A 22,163-nucleotide genomic window follows, 5' to 3' on the forward strand; every position below is an offset into this window, starting at 1 on the left:
CTAAACCTTAAAAACTAGAATGCTAACGGCAGATTTTCCCTGGCTGACCACGATCATTTTGTTTCCGATCGCAGCCTCTCTCTTGATTCCGATCATTCCAGATAAAGACGGCAAAACTGTTCGCTGGTACGCCTTAACGGTAGGGTTGCTCGACTTTGCCCTGATCGTCTATGCGTTCTATACCCAATACGATTTTTCTAACCCAGATTTGCAGCTTGTTGAGAGCTACCCTTGGGTGCCGCCACTCGATTTGAACTGGTCAGTCGGGGCAGATGGTTTATCGATGCCTCTGATTATTTTGACGGGGTTTATCACTACGCTGGCAATTTTGGCGGCTTGGCCCGTGACTTTTAAGTCAAAGCTGTTCTATTTTTTGATGCTGGTTATGTATGGCGGACAAATTGCGGTGTTCGCGGTGCAAGATATGCTGCTGTTCTTTCTGTCATGGGAGTTGGAGCTAGTTCCGATCTACTTTTTGCTGTCGATTTGGGGCGGGAAAAAGCGTCTCTATGCCGCCACAAAGTTTATTCTCTACACAGCGGGGGGATCGCTGTTTATTTTAGTTGCTGGACTGGCAATGGCATTCTATGGCGGAGAGGTGACGTTTGACTTTCGATCGCTCGCCGCAAAAGACTATCCCCTGGTTTTCCAGCTTTGGATCTACGCCGCGTTCTTAATTGCCTATGCGGTCAAGTTGCCGATCATTCCCCTACACACCTGGCTTCCTGATGCTCATGGAGAGGCAACGGCACCCGTTCATATGTTGCTGGCGGGAATTTTGCTCAAAATGGGCGGTTATGCCCTGATTCGGATGAATGCCGAAATGCTTCCGGCGGCTCATGCAACCTTTGCCCCAGCCCTGGTGGTTTTAGGCGTTGTGAACATTATTTATGCCGCGCTAACCTCTTTTGCTCAACGTAATCTGAAGCGTAAAATTGCCTACTCTTCAATCTCTCATATGGGATTTGTGCTGATTGGGATCGCTTCATTTACCGATTTAGGCTTGAGCGGTGCGGTGCTGCAAATGGTTTCTCATGGCTTGATTGGAGCGAGTCTATTCTTCTTAGTCGGCGCGACTTACGATCGCACTCACACCCTAATGCTGGATGAAATGGGCGGAGTCGGCAAACAAATGCCCAAAATTTTCTCGATGTTTACGGCCTGTTCTCTCGCGTCTCTGGCACTGCCGGGAATGAGCGGATTTGTAGCTGAATTAATGGTGTTTGTAGGCTTCGCAACCAGTGATGCTTATAGCCTTACTTTCCGCATCATCATTGTTTGTTTAGCGGCGATCGGCGTGATTCTAACCCCGATTTATCTGCTCTCAATGCTGCGAGAAATCTTCTACGGACCTGAAAACAAAGAACTGACTTCTCACGAAGTTTTAGTAGACGCAGAGCCGCGTGAGGTCTTCATCATCGCTAGTTTGCTGATTCCTATCATCGGAATCGGCTTATATCCTAAGCTATTAACTCAGATCTACGATTCTAAAACGATCCAATTAACCGCTCGGCTTCGAGATCAGGTGCCCACACTGGCGCTTCAGCAAAGCCAGAAACCTGTTGCAATGAATTTCAGCGAACCTGTTCAGGCACCAGCCATTCGCTAGACCTTAACAAAATCCCAACAAAGAAGGCAGGAAGTATTCATTTACCTCCTGCCTTCTTTGTTGATCATAAATTCCCGTAGGGGCATGGCACGCCGTGCCCCTGTTTTCTAAGCATTCCCAGTGGTTAAAACCGAGTCAGTGGGCAAGCAGAGCAAATTATCGCCCTGAGTGCGAATCATGCCTTTTTGACGCAGTTTGCCCATCAGTCGAGTTACCGTAACTCGCGTAGACCCGATCGCGCTGCCAATCTGAGCGTGGGTGAGCGGAAAGGGTAAACAATAGCCTTCATCGGTTGGCTCACCATACTCTTCGATCAGCAAGGTGAGGAAGCCCAGGAGACGGTCGATCGTGCGACGCTGCCCCAGAGTGCTTAACCAAAGGAGTTTACGCTGGTGCTGATAGCGGAATGCATCTAACACTTCGCGGCGGAAGTGAGGCCAGTTGTCTAAATCGTGCCAATACATCCACACTACTGAGGTTTGATCGACGTGAGCATAGCTCTGCAAAGTAAATGGAGACTGTGCCACAATCTCAAAGGGTTGACCTGTGCCCACAAAGCCCAAGAAGGCTTCCTCTGGACTGATGCGAGCCAACCGCGTAGCACTGGTTGCATTGACTTGGGCAGTGCCGACCAATCGAACAGCACCTTTTTGAACCAGGTAAAGCAACCCTGGACGGGTTGGAATTTTTTCATCTTTGCTGAAAGAGCGCACCCGATAATGTTCTTGTGCCCAATCGATAATCCGTTGCCAGGTTAGAAAAGGACGGGACGCTTCAGAATTTTGTTGGGGAGATACTGAGTACATAAGTTTAGTCGAGAACAATGTGAGGACTTTGACAAGTGCTGAACAGTCAGCGAAACCGGAACATTGACTCAATCCTCAAGCAAACCAGGATGGAGACAGGGTAAGAGAAATTTATATGCTTTTAATAGTCTTCTTGGCATTTTCACTGATGTATCCATAAACAGAAACCCATTTTCCCGATTCGCAGAGTCTCAGTAATTGTATTTACTCACCGTAAATACCACTAGTAAAACTTGAGGATTTTCAGTCGAAACTAATCTCGTCTCAGAGCATCAACCGTAAATACCATGAATTGTAACTTACCTGAGATTACTTATCCAATGTTTCGCACATTGTTACTGGTCAAACTTTGTGAAGTAATCTACCCTCAGGCAGATGTTACTGTAAAAAAAGTATCTGCGGTTACGAATCAAAACGATTTTGATTCTTCTAAAGTTAGCCTTTTATTGAAATCGACCCCACTCAAAAGGGTGAAGAATAATACGTTTACTATTGTTTACCAGTCTGCGATCGCCCTCCAGCTTTCCTCAGTGTTACGGAGAAATTCTTTAGAACTAGCGTATCAAATTTTAGGTGAGTTCCAGCAAGAAAGCGTAAATTTTTGTCAAGAGGATTCAACGATTGCTCAGTGTATTCTCAGTGATTTTACGGGTAAGGCATTTTCTTCTGGCTTGCTTCAGTTTGAGTTGGGCGATCGTGGCTTGTCAGTTTGGTTACAGTGCCTAATGAAGCCGCCATTGCCAGCCAACTCAAGCGACTCAATCCCGCTCTTGACCTCACTGAAAAAGCCATTTGTTCAAGCCTTAGAAGATAGCGAACCGTTGTTTGTCTGTCAACATAGCCATGCTCGCTGCTGTTCGCTGCTGCGTCTTGCCCATGAACCAGTCATGACTTTAAATCGCTTAGAGACTGACGCTCTAGACGATTTCTGGATGGTTCTTAAGCCTGATCCGATTCCCTGGTTAACGCCTCAGGGGCAGTTGTGCCTCACGCATCGAGCAGAACGGGCATTGATTTCTCAACTGGTGACGATCGTCGATAATCTCTCTAATCTGTTGACAAACCCGCGATCGTGTCTAAAGTCTGCACTTGCACTCAGTCACGCCTTTCAAACCTTTTATAGAGCTTGTCGAATCCTTGAGTTAGCGTCACCCTCTTCTCTAGAGCGCTCCCAGAGCAGACTAGGTTTAGTAATGGCAACTCAGCGGTTATTGAGGCACTTGCTTGAAGTCGGACTAAACGTCAAGGCACCGCTTGCTCTTTAAAACGACATAGGAATGTCATGAGAGCGTCATAACTTATTCTTATGTAGTAATAGGATGACAAACTCAGACATCTCGGCTAAATTGTTGGAGTGTGAGGAGCGAACCAGCAAGAGTGCCGAGACGAAACACGGTCAGTCGTCGGCGCTCTTTCTGATTTTAAAGCTCATAGATTCGCCAATCAGCGCTAAAGCACAAACTCCTCAATCGCGGCGGCGGCTCCATCAAGCTCTACACTAGGAGCCACCCACTGAGCGATCGCTTGCACCGCTTCGGGCGCGTTGCCCATTGCTACCCCGACTCCAGCATATTCAAGCATTTCTACATCGTTGAAATTGTCGCCGATCGCCATCACGTTGTCTGCTTTCAGCCCCAGCACGTTTTCGGCCAGATAGCGGACGGCTGCTCCTTTATTGGCAGCAGGGTTAGTGGCTTCAAAGAATGTGGCAACCGATTTTGTCAGATAGAGTTCGGCAGGTGTGTATTGAGTTTGAAGTGAGCCGAGCAACTGGTCAATCAAGTCAATATCATCGCTGAGTGCTAAAACTTTAGTCGGTTCGGTCGAGAGCGTACAGCGCAGATCGCCAACTGCAATTGGCTGAATGCCCGATCGTTCTGCATAAGCTTTCGTTTCGGGCGTAATCTCACGCACATACAGCTCGTCATTGATATAGAAGTGAACCGAGAGCAGCGATCGCAGGTCTGGTCGCTCGAAATAATCCAGCAAACTCAACACCTGTTCTCTAGGCACTGACCAGTGACGATCAGGCTTCTCAGAGCTAGGATTTTGCACCCACGCGCCTTGATAAGCAATTAATGGCAGAGTCGAGCCGACCTGTTGGTGAAAACGCAACGCCGATCGAAACATTCTTCCGGTGGCGATCGCCACCTGCACTCCTTTTTTTTGTGCGGCGCGGATCGCCTCTAGTACAGGTTCACGGATATCATTAGATTTGCCTGCGATCGTGCCATCAATATCTAATGCCAAAAGGCGAATGTCTGGTTTAGTTGACCCCGCGAGGTCTGAGGCAAATTGCTGCATAGTAACTGTTCTCTTTCTCAATTTTTCTAGTATGCGGGTGTCCGTTCCAGCCCCGTAAACTGCATTAGAAACGCAATCAACCAGCGCCTAAGAAAATCACCTAATTAATTTTCTTTCATCTTCGCAATTAGTGATTCAGGAAACAGGTTTCGTGGTAATTTGGGGGTCATGGCTGAAGTTAGAAATCCCCGTGGGGTGAGTCGTCAGGTTTTATTTGTTACGCTCTGGCTAACGCTGCTGGTGTTAGCCATAAAAGTATGGGCAGGTTGGGCAACCCGATCGCTGAGTCTCCTTGCAGAAGCTCTTCATACTGTAATTGATAGCTTCAGCACAGTTCTCAGTTTGGTGGCGGTGGCGGCTCCTCATCGCATCTCAGGTAGAGAAGTCTGGGGGCATGGTCAGCTCGAAACTACTTTAGCGCTACTACTATCTGCTGTTTTAGGATTTGCCTGCTTTAGCCTGTTGGGGCTGTCGGTTCAACAGCTTGGGGCAACTCAAGCACTGCCCGCATTACTGCCTGTCAAAATGTCGCTGCCGTTGATTGGGCTGCTGACGATCGTGTTTCTAGCTAGTTTAGGGTTGGCATATTTTCAAAAACGTTTAGCCAAAACTCTGGAGAGTACGGCGCTGCGAGTCAATGCTAATCACGTTTTGCAAGATGCTTGGCTGACCCTAGTGGTGCTGATTGGACTAATCGGCATTTGGAGAGGCTATCGCTGGCTCGATCCACTCATGGCGATCACGATGGTTTTGACGGCTGTGGTTAGCTGCTGGCGAGTATTTAACTGGCAATTGCCGATGATGATTCGGCAAACCGCGATCGCACCAGAAGCAATTTCTCAACTCGTTCGACAAGTGCAGGGCGTGACCACCTGTTACCAGATTCAATCGCGTGGAATTGTGGGTCGTCAGGTGTTAATTGAAATGCGGCTCGTGCTGCATCCCGAATTTATCGGGGCAACCCAGTGGATCATGGAACAGATCGAAGCCACTATTCGAGAACACTATGGGCCCGTGCATGTGTTGATGAAAATTGATGACGATCGCGATGAGTTGCATCCTTCTGACCACAAGCTGCGATCGCAAAACCCCAGTCGAGAATTGGACTGGAACTAGAGAAGCGTTACCCTGATTACTATTGCTCTTAACTTGCAGTCATTCGCCCAACTTTAACTCATGACCTCTGATCCCACGACAGAATCAAAGACTCCGATCGCTGCTGAACCGTCATCAAAATTAAAAGCGCTGTGGGAAAACCTCCAGATTCTGGTTGTTGCACTGATTTTGGCGCTTTTAGTCCGGGCATACGTGGCAGAACCTCGTTTTATTCCGTCAGATTCGATGGTGCCGACTTTGGAAGTGGGCGATCGCTTAGTCGTTGAGAAGATTTCATATCATCTCCATCCGCCTGAGTTTGGCGACATTGTGGTGTTTGATCCGCCCCCTCAGTTACAGCGACAGGGATATAAGAAAGATCAAGCATTCATCAAGCGGATCATTGGGCAACCTGGACAAACGATCGAGGTTAAAAACGGTCAGGTTTTCGTTAATGATCAGCCGCTTCAAGAACCTTACATTGCAGAATCACCGAGCTATATTATGAAACCCGCACTGGTTCCTGAAGGGACGTTTTTTGTGATGGGCGATAACCGTAACAACAGCAACGATTCTCACGTTTGGGGATTTTTGCCAAAGGATAATATTATCGGTCGGGCTTGGCTGCGGTTTTACCCCTTCGATCGCTGGGGCAAAGTTAGAAGCTGAGGTAGTGCATTAAATTAGTCGTAAGTTGGCTCGGCAAAGACAACCGTTTCTGCAAGTCAGCCAAATTTTTGTAGGTGCCATTCGTCGAACGATTTTGAACGATCGTCCGTGCTAAAACAGGCTTTATTCCTGGAATTTGTCCTAATGTCTCGATCGAGGCGGTATTAGGATTGACTCGCTGAATTAGATAGAGGCTTTCAGGTGGATAGTAGCAAAATTGCAAGATTGATTCCAGAGGTTTAAGCCGCTGAATTGAAAGCCCTAACGCGGCGGCGATATCTTCAACGCAGTAAAACTGCACTCCTGAGTTAGAGAGTTGAGTCAGCATTCGGGCTTGATGGATCGATAGCCCCGGCAGCCTCAGCCAGTCGTCTATAGTCGCTTGCTGTACGTTAATATGAATGCCTAAAGAAACCGCTAACCGAATCTCGTCTAAAGACTGAAAGCGGTAGTAAGGATCGTTGCGAATGCGCGATTTAAGAGAACGCCCCTGCAACTTCAATTCAGATAACCAGTTCAAAAAAGCCATCCAAAATCGCCCTAATGAATGCGATCGAGCAATTGCCGCCGCTTTTGCTCAAACTCATATTCTGTAATTAATCCATCTTGCCGCAACTGATCTAAATGGCGCATTGCATCAGCGATCGCCACCACTTTTTCAGCAACCACAGGCGCACTTTTGCTGATCATCCCTGGTTCTGCTAGTTCGTCATTAAAGTTTTGATCAAACTCATCGGAGTCTTGAATCAAATACCAAACTGCCTCGATGACTCCGGCGATCGCAGCGATGGGAGTTGTTGCAAACAAGATATATAAAAGCCCCCACCATTTTTGCCCCAGATAAAATTTGTGTAGCCCGACTAAATGCAGCGACACACCAAAAAATGGGAGCGGTGCAACTCCTGCTAGCGCTAGTATTGCGGCAACTTTTCGATTCTTCGGCTTCCTTAACATCTCAAGCGTTAATTCTCCGGCTTTTGCTGACATAGAGAGACTACATTGAGTACAGTAGAGTTTAGACTTCCAATAGATATCTGCTAGAAGTTCCTCGCATTAGGGTCGCTGCATCTATACGTCTTTAATTGACACTGACTACCCACCTACCCGCACGTCAGTAAAATCGTTCGTCTACGCTTGTGTAAACAGGTCTGTCTCAGTATAGATAATACAGGCGTTTCTTAAACTTCTAGAGTGCGACGAACGTTTGAAATAAATTTGTTTGATGGTTAAGGACTGACGATTGATGACCCCTTCCTTCTCGCCAGACTGGTTGAACAAATTGTCAGATCCCTATGCCGTGTTGGGAATCTCGATTGTGGCAGACGATCGACGAGTGCTAAAACGGTATCGATCGGTTGCCAAAATTTTGCACCCTGACAGCTATGGGGCAACCGATCCCGCGATCGCAGAGCTTGCGACCCAGATGTTTGCTCGGTTAGTCAGCCCTGCCTATCAAACCGTCAAACAAGAAAAAGGACGCACCGAAGCGGTGGCAATGCTGCGGTTTAAAGTGCGAAAACTAGTGCGAGAATCGGCTTTGGTGCCTCAGAGTGAAGCGGCACGAGAGTTAATGCGAAAGCCCGTGCAAGAAGCTGATGTCTTTTATGAACAAGCGATCGCGAAGTTAGCGGAGGTTCAATATCAACCGCTAGATCACTTTGAAACCATTACCCAGCAGATCAGTGAGCTAAATCTGGTCTATCTACAGTTAAAGATGGGCGATGTGTTCTTCACAGAAAAACGGCAAGGTGTAGTCGCTGTTTCTCCTGAAATCCCCTCTCCATCGGTTAACCCATCTGCTAATTCTGAATTCGTTCAGCCTGATTATGCTCGTCGTCACTATGAGCGATCGCAGGAATATGTGAAGCGAGAAGAATGGACACAGGCAATCTCAGAGTTAAAAGATGCCGTAAAAATGCAGCCCAACAAGGCAGAATATCACGCTTTATTGGGCTATTCATATCTCCGCCAAAAAATGATGGGCATGGCGAAAGCTCATATTCGTCGGGCACTTGAGCTTAACCCTCAAGATCCACTAGCCTCAAACTTAGCACCCAAACTTAAACTGGATGGATCAGTCCCATCAGGTTCGCCTTCAACTTCTAAACCTCCCAGCAAAGAAGAAAAGCGAGGAGGACTGTTTGGAATTTTTCGTCGCCAATCGTAGAGACGGTAGTGGAAACACTACTTAACTGGATCAAGTCACTGACTTAAAATGATAGTTATTAGCTGATATTAAAGTTTTTAGCCAGCCGAAACATTCAGGCAATGAGAGCGATGGGATTTTTTGATTCTGAAATTGTTCAAGAAGAAGCGAAGCGATTGTTTGAAGACTACCAATCTCTGACCCAGTTGGGGAGTAGTTATGGCAAGTTCGATCGAGAAGGCAAAAAAATGTATATCGAACAAATGGAAACGATGATGGATCGCTACAAAGTGTTCATGAAGCGTTTTGAGCTATCAGAAGACTTCTCAGCCCAAATGACGGTCGAGCAGCTTAAAACCCAACTCGGTCAGTTTGGCATCACGCCCCAGCAAATGTTTGACCAAATGAACATAACCCTGGAGCGGATGAAAAGAGAAGTCGATTGACACTCCTCGACCTAAAGGTACGAGGATTCTTGGCTCAACGAAACCACTTAAATTAGATTCCTTGCAGTCTCTAACCCAGAGGTGGGATTCTCCCCAAGCGTTAATTTGGGTATGCCCTACCCTAATTTGCGCCATCGCAAGTCCTGTTTAGTTCTGAAGCGTATGCCTCAAAAAAACTGATTCTTACTGAGTTGCCTGCGACGGGAAACCCGCCCTGGCGCACTGAGCGCTCGTCTAGCTCCTCTAAATCTTTTACCTGCTGCGAGGTGGAAACTAGAACAATGCAGTAGAACCGCATAGATTTAATTGTCAAGCGCTCAGCTCTGTAGGAGGGTTTCCCTCCGTAGGGGACTGAGTAAGAAGGTGCAGCGTGTCTTTCGACGACAAGGTTTTTTGAGTGGTTGATTACCTTCTCCACTACAATTAAAATACCACACATCGAGGTAGTTTGATTGTGTCGAAGCCAGAAATATTTGTGACGTTTCGCGTCACCCAGGAGGAGAAAGATTTGCTGAAACAATATTGCGAACAATCGGCAAGAAATCAAACTGATGTTTTAAGAGAACTCATTCGATCTCTAAAACGACGACTGAAATGATGACTCTGTGGCTGAAGCAGCGCTCAGACCTGAAGGAGGGTTTCCCTCCGTAGCGCCTAGCCCTGAAAGCGGGGTTCCCGCTGTAGCGCTCAGTGCTGAAGACGGGTTTCCCGTCGCAGGCAACTAAGTAAGAAGGGGACTGAGTAAGCAGCCACGCGGGAACCCGATTCTTCATCCCCGTCGTAAACGAGCAGGGCTTTAACGGTTCCCGAACCCTCCGTTCCGGTAATAAAACACAAACCTCCGACTTCTCTAAGAAATCGGAGGTCTAGAGGTCAAGGACGATCGAATTCTGATGCGGACTTAAAGTTCTCAACGGGCACCCCTTGCAGGGCTTGTTGCATATAGTCACGCCAGATCGGTGCCACAAAGTGACCGCCCGTTGCCCCATAGCCGAGCGGTCTATAGTCGTCGTTGCCGACCCAAACAGCAGTCGCAAGCTGAGGCACATAGCCCACAAACCAAATATCTCGCTCAGAGGATGTGGTGCCTGTTTTTCCGGCGGCGGGGCGACCGATTTGGGCGGCTGTAGCAGTGCCTCGTGAGATCACACCCTGAAGCGTATCGTTAAGAGAAGCCGATGCCCACGAATCGAGAACCAGTCGCGGTTTAGGGGTGTTGTCTAGCAGGATGTTTCCACTGCTGTCTGTGACCTGCACGATCAGGGTGGGTTCAGAATACCAGCCGTTGCTGGCGAAGGTGGCATACGCGCCTGCCATTTCTAGCGGGGTCAGGTCAACGGCACCTAAAGGCAGGGAAATCACTGGGTCGATCGGACTCTTAACCCCAATGCTGCGGCAAATTTCCACAATTTTGTTTAATCCCACTTCTTGCCCCAACTTCACGGCAGGGACGTTGCGCGAAATTTCTAAAGCTTTGCGGATGGTAATTGCTCCCGCAAAACTGCCATCATAGTTACGCGGAGAATACATCTCGTAGCCGTCTGGGTAGCTGACTGGCGAGTCGTAAACAGTAGAATCAGGCGTATATTTGCCCGATGCAAAAGCAGCATAGTAAACAAACGGCTTAAATGCAGAACCTGGCTGTCTTAACGCTTGGATAGCTCGGTTATATTGGCTCTTTTTGTAGTTGATGCCGCCGACCATTGCTTTGATGAAGTGCGTGCGGGGATCAACTGAGACGATCGCCATCTGGTCAGCATAGACCCCTTGATAATTAAGCGTCTGAATCCAGCGTCGAGCCGTGTCTTCACCAATGCGCTGAAGTTTAGAATCGATCGTGGTTTGAATTCGCATTCCGCCTTTAAGAACGGCATCACGTCCAAATTTCTTCGTCAACTCTTGCACGACAGCATCGGTTACATAAGGCATCTCGCTCGACTGAAAGGAGGTTCGCTTACCAAGCTTGATCGGCTGCTTTCGGGCAGCGGCTTCTTCTTGAGGCGTAATCCATTTCAGCTCTACCATGCGGTGCAAAACTTCGTGCTGGCGACGAGTTGCGGCTTTGATGTCCACTAAAGGACTGAGGGCTTCAGGTGACTGAATCAACCCTGCCATCATCGCTGATTCTGCCAGAGTCAAATCTGAGGCGGATTTAGAAAAATAGGTTTGGGCAGCCGTCTGTACGCCGTAGGTGTTGTGTCCCCAATAGACTTGATTGAGATAGAGTTCTAGAATCTGGTCTTTTTTGAAGATCTGCTCGATTCTCAGCGCTAAAACAGCTTCAGCAATTTTGCGGCTAAAGGCACGTTTGGGCGAGAGAAATAGGTTTTTCACCAACTGCATGGTCACGGTTGAGCCACCTTCAACCGTGCGTCCGTGGTTAAAGTTTTGGCTAAATGCTCGTGCCACCGCCCCTACGTTTACACCCTGGTGCGAGTAAAAATAGCTGTCTTCGATCGCAATCACCGCTCGTTTTAAGTGCGGAGAAATCTTGTCAAGCGTCACGACTTCGCGGTTGGCTTCGCCGTGGATGCTGGCAAGCTGCTTGCCCTTAATGTCGTAAATATGGGTCGTTTCACTGGGCGTATAGGTTCGCAGCACCCTGACATCTGGCAGGTTCCGAAAGCTGATGGCTAGACCGACCAACCCGCCTGCGACGATCGCACTGGTGAGCATGGTCAGCCCTAACAAGCTGCCTCCTGTGACCTTGCCGACCGTCTGCACAAACCGGAGGGCAGAATTAGGGTCTTTTTGTTGATTTTGTCTAAGGGTGTTTACCGCCACGACGCTCTCTCTTTATAAAAGGGTGAAAGATTTCTTAAGAACTAATTTCTAGAAAAGGCTTGAAGACGTAAAGCCTACATTAGATTTTCGCTAAAGCAACCTTAGTAGGATAGTGGACACTTGAGAAAGTGAACCAAGTTTATGAATAGGATTTAGAGTAGACGCGAGTTTCCTGAGTCGAAGCTGACCTTAACTAGAGTAGGCTGACTAATGAGAATCTGAATTCTAGCAAGTCTGCATATCATAGCGGAATGAAATCGTTAACCTAATTTTTTGTCGATCGCGAACCGTATGTCAAACTCCTTCCCCTGGCTACATTGGGGCAACCCCGAAATTTTCCCCAATCAGCCTGAGTCTAAAAACCCGAATGAAAATCTAGAGCAACGGTTGACTCAGAGCAATCGCCCCTTACGAATTAAGTTAGGCATCGATCCGACGGGCACTGATATTCATCTGGGTCATAGTATTTTATTCCGAAAGCTGCGATCGTTTCAGGATGCGGGTCACACGGCAGTTGTGATTATTGGTGACTTTACGGCTCGAATTGGCGATCCGACAGGTAAATCAGAAGTTCGGAGACAGTTAACCGAAGAACAAGTTGCTGCCAATGCCGAAACCTATCTCAAGCAGGTGCGTCCTATTTTGGATTTTGACACACCCGGACGGTTAGAGGTTCGCTATAACTCTGAGTGGTTATCAAAACTTGACCTCCCTAAAACGCTAGCGCTCTTGGCAACGATGACGGTCGGGCAGATGCTTGCCAAAGAAGGATTTGCGGAACGCTATAAACAAGGGACAGCGATTTATTTGCATGAGTTCCTTTATCCTCTAATGCAGGGGTATGATTCGGTAGCCGTTCAAGCTGATGTTGAGTTAGGCGGAACCGACCAGAAGTTTAACCTGGCAGTCGGACGAGATTTGCAGAAACACTTTGGGCAAACGCCGCAGTTTGGGCTGTTGATGCCGATTTTGATTGGGACAGATGGCGTTCAAAAAATGTCAAAGTCGCTCGGCAACTATGTCGGGTTGTCGGAAGATGCGCTGAGTATGTACTCGAAACTAGAGAAAACTCCCGATACGCTGATTTTGCAATATTTTGAGTTGTTAACCGATTTATCGTTGGATCAATTGCCAGAAGGGGCGCGCGATCGTCAGAAACTTCTCGCCCTAGAAATCGCTTCCCAATATCACGGCAGGGAAAAAGCGCTAGAAGCTCAAAAAGCAGCCAGCGAACTGGTTCAGGGCGGTACGTCTAAGACCGATGTAGTGCCAGAATTCTCTCTGGGATCGGCGCAGTTTCCCGCCAAAGTTTTCTATCTGGTCAGTGCCAGCGGTCTGTGTAAAACTAGCTCTGATGCCCGTCGCCAAATTCAAGGCGGTGCGGTCAGATTGGATGGCAACAAAATCGAGCAGGTCGATTTGATCTTTGAGTCTCCTGATGATCTGATTGGCAAAGTTCTTCAGCTTGGCAAGAATAAATTTGTGCGATTTGTACCTTAACTTCTATGTCCGTTTCTGATTGCATTATTGTTCCGCTTGACGTTCCTTCTGAATTAGAGGCGATCGCGCTGATCGAAAAACTTCCGCAAGTCACTTTTTGGAAAGTCGGGCTGGAATTATTTGTCAGTAGTGGCCCCTCAATTTTAAAGATTCTCAACGATCGACAAAAGCGTATTTTTTTAGACCTCAAGTTTCACGACATTCCGAATACGATCGCGGGAGCTTGTGCCGCCGCCGCTCGATATGGAGTCGATTTAATTACGATTCATGCAACTTGCGGAAAAGAGGGACTGCAACACGCGCAATCCGCAATGCAAACCAGTGCAGAACAAGCAGGTTTACCCGTCCCGAAACTGATTGCTATTACACTGCTCACCAGCATTTCTTCCCGCAGTTTGGCATTTGAGTTAAAAATTCCGTTAGAGTTGCCAGAATATGCGCTGCACATGGCGCTATTGGCACAAGCAAGCGGATTGTCGGGGGCGGTCTGTTCGCCTCAAGAAGTAGCACAACTGCGACAAAGCTGCGGTGATGATTTTACGTTAGTATGTCCGGGGGTCAGACCCACTTGGGCAGAAGTTGGGGATCAGAAGCGGGTCATGACTCCTGCGGCAGCGCTCAAGGCGGGCGCTAATTATTTAGTAGTGGGTCGTCCGATTACGGCGGCCGATGATCCGGTAAGAGCGTTCGATCGTATCTGTGAAGAATTGAGCTAGACCGTGAAAAAACTTCTAACGATCGGGCTGAGTATCATTTGGTCATTGGGTAGCTCGATCGCAACCTCCCATGCACTTTCGGCAAAACCTGTGAGCGTCAAGCGTCGTATCTGTCCAGCAGAGGTCGAGCCATTAGTAGCGCTGATGCTGCGAGATTTGCCAAGCTATGCCAATCGGGTAATTGTGCGATCGCGCACTCGCTACCCGGCGATCTCCTCACTCAACTCAATCATCACCGCAGGCAGACCCGAATTTGTGCCCTTGCCCCTCGCTCCTAGCATCGCCTCAACGATTCCATCCCCCCAAAACTCGCCGGATTTGCGTCAGGTTTTTATGACAACTTTAGAGCGTCAAGGTACGGCAGGCACCACGATCGAGCTTCAACAGTTTCACTGGCTGTTTTTGACCAAAACCGACCGGGGTTGGCGGTTAGCCTTGATGTTTACCCGCACCGGCTCGGCTTCCGCAGGGCAAATCATTACGCCGCCGAGAGAAAGCAGTCAGGGCACGATCGGGCAAGCTGTGCAGACATGGCTCAGAGACTGCAATGCCGGATCAGTGCGGTCTTAAATCAATTTCAGTTAAGATTAGCGTCTTGATCGTACCTGTTACAAATTGATGCCGTTAACCGAGAAGCAAATTAGAATTCTGCAAGCGATCGACGATGGAAATATCACAGGAGACAGCATCGCGCAAGCCCTCGAAACTTCGATGCAAATGCTTCGATATTATCTAGATACGATGGCAGAAGATGGCTATCTAAAAGCGGCAAAAGTTTTTGATAATAAGACAAAAGAGTTTCAAATCGTTCGAGCCTATTTGACCGAACAAGGAAAAGCTGCCCTCGATCAAACAGTCTCAAAGCAATCTGATCAAACTCCTAAAATCGCTCAAATCCCAAACAATCTTGAAGTCGATGTTGACAAAAGCTTTGCTGAAGATATTACTGAAATTCTTAAATCTTTAGATCTGTTGCGAGAATTTGTAGAGAAACTTCCAGAAGCAAGACGTGAACTCGCGATCGTTTATCTCGAAGATCTGCAAGCCGAAATCAAAATTGTTTATCGGCGCAAGCCTCAAAGAATTAAAGCTTACTTTCTAGCGGTGTTGAGTATGATGCTTCCGATCGTCAAACAGATCGATAACGCCACTGACTTTCTTGAACACATAAAATTTCTGTCTAACAAGTTAAATATTTCTGTGAAGTTACCATCGTTGTAATCATGACCATCTCACCGTCCTTTCAGAGTGTTCCATAATGAAATACTTTAAGCAGTGTTGCTGAATGACGGTATGAATCGCCCTCATCCCCAGAAGAAGGGAGCTAGAATTCTTGTCTCCTCTCCCAGCAGGAGAGGGCTAGGGTGAGGGCCATTAGTTGCACATCGCGTCAAATTTGAATAATTAATTTTGAATGGTTGGATTATTGGTGGCTTCGCGTTTCAACTGCGCTTTAATAAAGGGGATTTTGGGTGATAGAAAATAGCCAACTAAGCTTGCAAATAATATTGGAGTAAAGGGCGCAAATCCTGTGAGTTTCGTGAGTAATAGCGTCGTGCTAATGGGCGTTCGTGTGATGGCAGCATTCAACGCCGCCATCGTGGTGATCATTGCCAAAACTGGGTGCGCTCCTGGAACAAAGCTTGAGAGCGCTTTGCCCACACAAGCTCCGGTAAAAAACAACGGAATAATAAATCCACCGCGCCACTCTCCTTGAACCGTCACGCTGACTGCCAGCATTTTTGCGATCGCAAGTGTAAGCAATCCACCTACACTCATTTGCGTCATCACAATTTCATTGAGTTGTTCGTGCCCGAAATAGCGCGTTAGCGGAAACAACAACGCCAATCCGCCTAAGATGAGTCCGGCAAGTGTTGTCCGAATATAAATCGGCATAGAAACTTGCTCAGATACCCAAGCACACCCTCTAAAAATATAAATAAAAATCCAGGCTGTGATCGCCCCTGTTAAGCCAAACACGATCGCGAGTAGATAGTCATCAACATGGTCAATTTGATATTGAGGAAAATTCCAGGTTGGGCTGATTCCTAAGTGAGTAATCACAACGAATACAACATAGCTTGCACAACTTGAAACCACAGCAGGCAGAATCGCTTCATAATATTCGACGACATGCTGATGCTGCAAGATTTCCAACGCAAAAAAAGCCCCGCCCAAAGGCGAACCAAACAACGCAGTAAAGCCGCCTGCCATTCCTGCAAGACTTAGGGTTCTCAGCGAATCTCCTGTGAGGTGCAAGCGATCAGCAACCCATGTTCCCAAAGAACCTGTGATCTGAACCATTGGCGCTTCAGGGCCCAAACTGCCGCCCGCCGAAATGCCAATCAACGAAGCTAGAATCATCGCAGGATTTTCTCGCGTCTCAATTCGCCCACCGCGAGAATGAATGTTATCGACAATAAAGCTAAGTTCGCCAGGATCGCCTAAAAATTGAATCACAAGCCCGATCAGGAAACCTGCGATCGTCATCACTGCGACTAGGCTAAGACCCTGAAAGGTACTCAAAAATTGCGTGAGATATTCAAGAACATGCCAATAGATGCCAGCGAGTAATCCACTCCCAACCCCGATTGCAACCCAGCAAAGCAACCAACGGGACAAAGTTAATGGATTACGTTCTGTCAAAGCTGACAACCGGGCAAACACCCGTTTGGAGTATTGATTGGAACCGGGTAACTGAGGTTTGGGACGCAATTTTGAAAGCTCGAAACAGCTTTAGAACGATATCAGGTTTGATTTTGTTCTAACAGCAATCGTTAGAGTGATTGTGAACAGAAAATCCAAACCCTATCAATTCTCCCCTCCAATAGTGATCCGAATTGTTAGGATTCTGCACGAATCTCGTCTAGCTTCGATCGCACTGCCTGAATGTCTTGCCACATCAACCATTTGGGGCTTCCCTGATCGCGCGACTGATTTCGCAGCAAATAAGCAGGGTGAAAGATCGGCATATACATCCGTCCGTCTCGCTCAATCCACTGACCGCGAACTTTGGTGATGCCTTGCTTAATGCCCACTAAATTCTTCATTGCCGTCGCCCCGGTCAGCAAAATAATTTTAGGGTCAACCAGGCGAATCTGTTCGAGCAAATAGCCCTTACAGGCTTCGGCTTCATCAGTGGTGGGAGTCCGGTTTTCGGGTGGGCGACACTTCACCACGTTGCAGATGAAGACATTTTCCTCAACGGTTAGCTTCACCGATTCTAAAATTTTGTCTAATAGCTGTCCCGATTTGCCCACAAACGGCAGTCCGGTTTCATCCTCTGTTTGTCCTGGGCCTTCGCCCACAATCATAATCGGGGCATTCAGGTTGCCTCGCCCGACGACTGCATGAGTTCGATTTGCGCCCAGGTCGCAGCGATGGCAATGGTTGCAGTGTTTGCCCATCTGTTCCATTGTCTGATAAGTGCCGATCGGAATCGGAATCTTGGCAGTCGTCGGAATTAAATCGGGGTCAAAATCTTTTGGAATCTCCTTCAGGGCGGCTGGCTCTGAGCTTCCTAAATCAAATAAACTAATCTGTTCTTCGTTAACCATGAATTGGCAGGCAGGACATTCTCTCTATAAATTCTAGGTTGAAACCTTAAAGTTGAGGGCGATCGCAGAAAATAGTTTTGAGCCGAGTCATCCAACCCAATCAAATCAAACGAATGGCATCATAAAGAAAAGCCGTTGCCTCAGACTGGAGGACGCAATGACCCTTTCTCAACTGTTTCAAGGTGGAAACGCGACGATTTTTGTCGATCGCCACGATGCCGGAGAAAAGCTGGCTCAAGCTGTGCTAACCGAAGCTCAAACCCTCCCAGAATCTACAAGGTTTGTGGTCTATGCCCTGCCGCGTGGGGGTTTGCCAGTGGCAGCGCCAGTGGCTCGTGCGTTGGGCTGTCCGCTTGATGTCATCGTTGCCAAAAAAATTACGCGTCCTGAGAACTCAGAACTCGCGATCGGGGCAGTCACCGCCGATGGACACGTCCTCTGGCTAAAATCATCTGATCAAGTGCAAGAACCCAATCGTGAAGCCGCCCTGCTTTCTGCTCAAAAAAAGGCTCAAGCGCAGTTGGCTCGATTTGGCGATCGTCCTGACATCGACCCTGAAGGTGCGATCGCGCTTCTCGTGGATGATGGCATCGCCACCGGGATGACGATGGCGGTTGCCGTGAAAGCCCTCAGAACTCGCAAACCGCTAGAGATTTGGATTTGTGCGCCTGTGGCACCCCAAGAAATGGTGAACTCTCTGGGGCAGACCCGTGATCTGTTAGAGCCTAAGGGCGCAAATCGGGCAATCATTCTTGCCACTCCTGACCCGTTTTGGAGTGTGAGCCGATTTTATCAAGTCTTTACCCAGGTTGAAACTGAAGAAGCGCTTGCTTGTTTGCAGAATTTTTATCAGAATTGATCAGCACGGTAGAAATTTAAGGAGACGGGGTTGGTGATCAGGCAATGGCGGCATTTCTGGCAGGCGATGATGATTTTAGGGCAACACAATCCGCCCCAGTTGATTGAAACCCTCATGCTCTCCCTATCGATGATTTTGTTTGGGGTGTGGATGGTTAACTCGGAGGCTCCTTATCTGCTGCTGGGCTTGATTTATATTGTGGGAGCCTGTACCTCGATTTTGGTGAGAGAATCGCTCATTCTGTCCTCTCGGCTGCGACCGACGCAAATGGCGGCAACCGTTCTGCTCGTCGTCAGTTTATATGGATGTGCTGATTTAATTTTCTCGCTCTAAGATTTGCGAGTAAGCCTGAATCATCTGTTGAGCGATCGCTGCCCAGCTATAAAATTTTTGAGCGTGAGTTTTGGCGTTGAATCCTCTGCGCTGTTGCTCGGCGCGATCACTCAACGCTATTCTCAAAGTTGCGGTCAGTGACTCAACCGTGCAGGCGCTCACCCAACCTGCTTCAGATTGTTGAATGTCTTGCCAAATGTGAACCTGATCAGAAATTACAACGGGCGTTCCGGCTGCCATCGCTTCGGCAACGGCGATGCCAAAGTTTTCGTAGTAAGACGGCAACACAAACAAATCGGCTTGCTGAAGTAAAGCGGTTTTCTCGCCGCCGGAGATGAACCCAGTTATGGTAGTGCGATCGCGCAATTCAGAAGCTTGAATCTGACCCCAAGATCTGGCTTCATAAGCCGGATCTTGTGGATTTGCCCCTGCTAACACAAATTGGAAGTCTTGACCTTCGGCTGCAAGCTGCTCTAAAGCCGGGATCAGCAAATCTAATCCTTTTTTGGGGTCGATGCGCGATAGAAAAAGCACGAGGGGACGGGTTTCTGGAATGTTGTATTGATCGCGGAAATTATGATTGGCAGATTCGAGAAGGGTTACGCCCAAGGGAATCACCAAATCTTGGGTTGAGGTGCCGAAGCGATCAGAGATTTTGGCTTCTTGATCACTTGTGAAATGGATGGCGGCGGCTCCAGCTAAATTGGCACGTTCTAGCAGGGCGGCATAAAGCGTTTTGAGGCGGCGTTTTTTCTGCAAATCGGCGGGGTCAAGCGTGCCCAACGGACGCAGAATATAGGGCAATTTTTTTTGTCTTGCCACGATCGCGGCGGCTGTACTCACGGGCGAAAATAGCGCGTGGATATGCACCAAATCATAGTCGTGGCTGTGGATTGCTAACCATCGCAGCAGACTGAGCGAAAACTTATAGCGACGAAACGGCGAACAGCGAAAGTAATAAATCTCGTAGCCATCTTGCCGAACCGGACATTCTAACGGCACGTCTAAGGGCATTTGTCCGGTGTCGCCGTTTGAGTCAGTCGTGAGCACTGTCACCTCTACGCCAGCCGCCACCAGCGACGATGACAGCCCCATCACCATTTGACTAGGGCCTCCGTAGATCAGAGAGATCGAGGGGACGATTTGCAGGATTCTCATAAGAAGGGATTTATGTATTTCGCAGATCGCGATAGAAGTTCAGTAATTTTTTAGCGAGGGCGCGATTAGTGTAGCGGGCGATCGCTCGGTGATAGCCACGCTGACCAATTTCTCTAGCAGATTCGGGCGGGTCGATTAGCTGCGTCAGCCGATCACTCAAAGCCTCTACGTTTCCTTCTGGAAAGACCAGCCCCGCATCGCCAATCACATTCGGAATCTCGCCCGAATCAGAGCCAATTACAGGCACCTGACACGCCATCGCTTCGATCAAAACGTGTCCAAATTGCTCTTTCCAGCCGGATGAAGTGAGAGTTTTAAATTGGTGAGCCGTTTCGGAGGGCAACACGAGCGCATTCATCACGTTGATATAGCGAAACACGTCAGCGTGAGGGACGCTTTCGACCCAGATTAAGCGATCGCCAACTCCCCATTGTTTTGCCTGTTCGAGCAGCGTTTCTTTCAGCGCTCCGCGTCCTAGTAAAAGCAACTTCCAGGGACGATCGTGGAGGTTCGCCAATGCTTTCACTAAGGTCAGCAAACCTTTCTCTTCGACAAATCGCCCCACAAACCCCACCACAAAATCAGCAGGTGTGATCCCTAATTGGGCAGCGAGTTCGGGCTGAGACTGGGGACGAAACAGATGCTCATCTACGCCTAGTTGAGGCATCACCTGCATCGCTTTTTGATAGCCGCGTTGACGTAAAACCTCGGCACCGTCTTGATTGCCGACGACAACACCGTCAGTGTGACGAAGGTTATAGGACTCTAGCTGCGAAACAGGAAATTTCAGCGTGTACGGAAGATTCCACCACGTAAAGAATAAGTTTTTTGCCTTCAGACCGAGGAGACGATTGAGCGTGATCATTTGAGCATAAGCCAGTGACTTTGCCCCTTGCTCAACTTGAATAATATCCGGTCGAAAGTCTTGCATTAAAGCGAACAGGTCAGTCCCAAAAGTGAGAAGTCCTTGATTATTTTGGCTAAAGTTGGAAACCGGAACCACGCGAAAAGAGCCTTCTTGCCGAAAGCGAGTTTTAACCGTGTCTTTCATGACACCACCCGGCTTCCAGCGTTTAGGAACCACGATCGTCACTTCAATTCCCGGTTCTAAATTCGCTAAAACTCGCAGTTTTTCACAGTTTAAATCGACGATATAAGAATGGCTGGCAACCAAAATTTTCATCAGGTTACCTCAGAGGATTCGTGGCTATAAATTTGACTGCTGTGCGATCGCAGCACCGTCTTCAAAGCGGACAAAAATCCCAGTAGAATAGAAGCCAAAGCGGGTGATCACTTTGATCGGTGAGCCGCTTTTGTGACAAGGAGGACGACCCAAAACGTGACAGTCAAACAGCCGCAAGAAAAACTGTGAAGCTTGCCAAAATGTGAGGTTTTTAAACCCCATCAAAAAATGATTGTGATAGAACGTGATTTGATATTTGAGCGATCGCGTGCTGATGTCGTGACAGCCTCCCGTTTCTTCACCCAAATGAATCAGATGCGCCGCTGGGTCATACCAAATCATCAACCCCGTCTTGCGAATTCGTAAGCAAAAGTCTGATTCTTCTCGCACGGCGCTGCCCTGAAATCGTTCATCAAACCAAACCCCGTGCTGCTCAAAAATGTCGCGCCGAAAAGACATATTGCAGCCTCTCGCGCTCAACACCTGCTGCGGCTTGACGGTGTGAACGAGATTAATGTGATACCAGGCGATTCCGGGATTCATCGCTTCGGGGGGCAGATCTTGAATTTCTAAACCCGACTCAAAATCGGCTAATTTCATGCGATCGAACACTCGCCCCGCAACTGCGCCAATCTCTGGTCTATCGAGATAGTTTTTAGCATGGGCGCTTAAAAAGGTGGATTCTAACTGCACATCATCATCTAAAAACAGCAGAATCTCGCCATGCGATCGCCGAACCGCATAGTTTCTTGCCCCCGGCAAACTTGCCCAATTGACCCGAAACAGCCGAATCTTGCCAGAATTTGCTAAGTCATCTAAAAATTTCTGAATCTCTGGCTGGTGCGCTTGCGTTTGATCGACGACCAGCACTTCAAAGTTAGGATAATCCTGCTTCAAAACATCCAGCAGCGTCTCCTGGAGCGGTTCTTCGCGCCCATAAGTGGGGATGATCACAGAAATCAGGGGGCAAGTCATTGAACAAAGGTGAAAGAGTTCTG

Annotated in this window: 22 protein-coding genes; 12 read left to right on the forward strand and 10 right to left on the reverse strand. The window is 48.2% G+C overall.

Features of this window, described 5'->3' with window-relative positions; genetic code table 11:
* Positions 1–19: 19 nt before the first annotated feature.
* On the forward strand, positions 20–1,609 hold the full coding sequence (locus tag C7B65_RS13805) for an NAD(P)H-quinone oxidoreductase subunit 4 (RefSeq protein WP_073073628.1): 1,590 nt from the start codon (positions 20–22) through the stop codon (positions 1,607–1,609).
* 107 nt (positions 1,610–1,716) lie between these two features.
* Here C7B65_RS13805 and C7B65_RS13810 read toward each other — a convergent pair whose 3' ends face one another.
* Complete coding sequence (locus tag C7B65_RS13810) at positions 1,717–2,415, reverse strand: Crp/Fnr family transcriptional regulator (RefSeq protein ID WP_073073626.1); 699 nt, start codon at positions 2,413–2,415, stop codon at positions 1,717–1,719.
* A 470-nt stretch (positions 2,416–2,885) separates the two neighbouring features.
* Here C7B65_RS13810 and C7B65_RS13815 point away from each other — a divergent pair, with 470 nt between their 5' ends.
* Positions 2,886–3,680 (forward strand): DALR anticodon-binding domain-containing protein, encoded by a 795-nt coding sequence (locus C7B65_RS13815; RefSeq protein WP_181314394.1) that lies wholly within the window; start codon positions 2,886–2,888, stop codon positions 3,678–3,680.
* A 184-nt stretch (positions 3,681–3,864) separates the two neighbouring features.
* On the opposite strand, the gene C7B65_RS13820 is transcribed toward C7B65_RS13815, so the two are convergent.
* Positions 3,865–4,719 (reverse strand): Cof-type HAD-IIB family hydrolase, encoded by an 855-nt coding sequence (locus tag C7B65_RS13820; RefSeq protein ID WP_083583049.1) that lies wholly within the window; start codon positions 4,717–4,719, stop codon positions 3,865–3,867.
* A gap of 168 nt (positions 4,720–4,887) precedes the next feature.
* Here C7B65_RS13820 and C7B65_RS13825 point away from each other — a divergent pair, with 168 nt between their 5' ends.
* Both C7B65_RS13825 and lepB read left to right on the forward strand, forming a co-directional pair.
* Complete coding sequence (locus C7B65_RS13825; protein ID WP_073073622.1) at positions 4,888–5,835, forward strand: cation diffusion facilitator family transporter; 948 nt, start codon at positions 4,888–4,890, stop codon at positions 5,833–5,835.
* Between the two features lie 60 nt (positions 5,836–5,895).
* Positions 5,896–6,483 (forward strand): signal peptidase I, encoded by a 588-nt coding sequence (lepB, locus tag C7B65_RS13830; RefSeq protein WP_073073620.1) that lies wholly within the window; start codon positions 5,896–5,898, stop codon positions 6,481–6,483.
* Here the strand turns inward: lepB and C7B65_RS13835 are convergent.
* Both C7B65_RS13835 and C7B65_RS13840 read right to left on the reverse strand, forming a co-directional pair.
* Entirely contained in the window at positions 6,473–7,012 is a 540-nt protein-coding gene (locus C7B65_RS13835) for a ComEA family DNA-binding protein (protein WP_073073619.1), read from the reverse strand. The two genes, lepB and C7B65_RS13835, sit on opposite strands and share 11 nt — an antisense overlap.
* A gap of 11 nt (positions 7,013–7,023) precedes the next feature.
* On the reverse strand, positions 7,024–7,470 hold the full coding sequence (locus tag C7B65_RS13840; protein ID WP_223257424.1) for an SHOCT domain-containing protein: 447 nt from the start codon (positions 7,468–7,470) through the stop codon (positions 7,024–7,026).
* Between the two features lie 256 nt (positions 7,471–7,726).
* Here C7B65_RS13840 and C7B65_RS13845 point away from each other — a divergent pair, with 256 nt between their 5' ends.
* A complete protein-coding gene (locus C7B65_RS13845; protein ID WP_073073617.1) occupies positions 7,727–8,650 on the forward strand; it encodes a J domain-containing protein in 924 nt (307 codons plus the stop codon).
* Positions 8,651–8,760: 110 nt separating this feature from the next.
* On the forward strand, positions 8,761–9,075 hold the full coding sequence (locus C7B65_RS13850) for a DUF1825 family protein (protein WP_073073616.1): 315 nt from the start codon (positions 8,761–8,763) through the stop codon (positions 9,073–9,075).
* An 873-nt stretch (positions 9,076–9,948) separates the two neighbouring features.
* Here C7B65_RS13850 and C7B65_RS13860 read toward each other — a convergent pair.
* Complete coding sequence (locus tag C7B65_RS13860) at positions 9,949–11,859, reverse strand: transglycosylase domain-containing protein (RefSeq protein ID WP_073073614.1); 1,911 nt, start codon at positions 11,857–11,859, stop codon at positions 9,949–9,951.
* Between the two features lie 291 nt (positions 11,860–12,150).
* On the opposite strand from C7B65_RS13860, the gene tyrS reads away from it, so the two are divergent.
* From tyrS to C7B65_RS13880, 4 genes are read left to right on the forward strand one after another with little or no spacing between them, the layout of a single operon-like run.
* Positions 12,151–13,359, forward strand: coding sequence for a tyrosine--tRNA ligase (tyrS, locus tag C7B65_RS13865; protein ID WP_073073613.1), 1,209 nt, complete (start codon positions 12,151–12,153; stop codon positions 13,357–13,359).
* 5 nt (positions 13,360–13,364) lie between these two features.
* Positions 13,365–14,075, forward strand: coding sequence for an orotidine-5'-phosphate decarboxylase (gene pyrF / locus C7B65_RS13870; RefSeq protein WP_073073612.1), 711 nt, complete (start codon positions 13,365–13,367; stop codon positions 14,073–14,075).
* 3 nt (positions 14,076–14,078) lie between these two features.
* Positions 14,079–14,645 carry a hypothetical protein gene (locus C7B65_RS13875; protein WP_073073611.1) on the forward strand — a complete coding sequence of 189 codons (567 nt, stop codon included), beginning with the start codon at positions 14,079–14,081 and terminating at the stop codon, positions 14,643–14,645.
* A gap of 48 nt (positions 14,646–14,693) precedes the next feature.
* Positions 14,694–15,296, forward strand: a complete 603-nt coding sequence (locus C7B65_RS13880; protein ID WP_073073610.1) for a hypothetical protein — start codon at positions 14,694–14,696, stop codon at positions 15,294–15,296.
* Between the two features lie 183 nt (positions 15,297–15,479).
* Here the strand turns inward: C7B65_RS13880 and C7B65_RS13885 are convergent, their stop codons facing one another.
* Together C7B65_RS13885 and C7B65_RS13890 are read right to left on the reverse strand one after the other, a co-directional pair.
* The gene (locus C7B65_RS13885; RefSeq protein WP_073073609.1) at positions 15,480–16,790 is read right to left on the reverse strand and encodes a chloride channel protein; all 1,311 of its coding nucleotides are present in this window, start codon (positions 16,788–16,790) and stop codon (positions 15,480–15,482) included.
* A 128-nt stretch (positions 16,791–16,918) separates the two neighbouring features.
* A complete protein-coding gene (locus C7B65_RS13890) occupies positions 16,919–17,632 on the reverse strand; it encodes a uracil-DNA glycosylase (protein ID WP_073073608.1) in 714 nt (237 codons plus the stop codon).
* Between the two features lie 157 nt (positions 17,633–17,789).
* Between C7B65_RS13890 and C7B65_RS13895 the strand changes: the two genes are divergently transcribed.
* Positions 17,790–18,491, forward strand: a complete 702-nt coding sequence (locus tag C7B65_RS13895) for a phosphoribosyltransferase (RefSeq protein ID WP_106254010.1) — start codon at positions 17,790–17,792, stop codon at positions 18,489–18,491.
* Between the two features lie 33 nt (positions 18,492–18,524).
* Positions 18,525–18,824 (forward strand): hypothetical protein, encoded by a 300-nt coding sequence (locus C7B65_RS13900; RefSeq protein ID WP_146135829.1) that lies wholly within the window; start codon positions 18,525–18,527, stop codon positions 18,822–18,824.
* Here the strand turns inward: C7B65_RS13900 and hpsP are convergent.
* Genes hpsP through hpsN form a run of 3 tightly spaced genes read right to left on the reverse strand, consistent with a single transcriptional unit; the run spans position 18,807 to position 22,140 of the window.
* Entirely contained in the window at positions 18,807–19,982 is a 1,176-nt protein-coding gene (gene hpsP, locus C7B65_RS13905; protein ID WP_106254012.1) for a hormogonium polysaccharide biosynthesis glycosyltransferase HpsP, read from the reverse strand. The genes C7B65_RS13900 and hpsP overlap by 18 nt on opposite strands.
* 10 nt (positions 19,983–19,992) lie before the next feature.
* Complete coding sequence (gene hpsO, locus C7B65_RS13910) at positions 19,993–21,165, reverse strand: hormogonium polysaccharide biosynthesis glycosyltransferase HpsO (protein ID WP_106254013.1); 1,173 nt, start codon at positions 21,163–21,165, stop codon at positions 19,993–19,995.
* A 24-nt stretch (positions 21,166–21,189) separates the two neighbouring features.
* A complete protein-coding gene (gene hpsN, locus C7B65_RS13915; RefSeq protein ID WP_106254014.1) occupies positions 21,190–22,140 on the reverse strand; it encodes a hormogonium polysaccharide biosynthesis glycosyltransferase HpsN in 951 nt (316 codons plus the stop codon).
* Positions 22,141–22,163: the final 23 nt, after the last annotated feature.

Source organism: Phormidesmis priestleyi ULC007 (genome assembly GCF_003003695.1).
GTDB lineage: Bacteria > Cyanobacteriota > Cyanobacteriia > Leptolyngbyales > Leptolyngbyaceae > Phormidesmis_A > Phormidesmis_A priestleyi_A.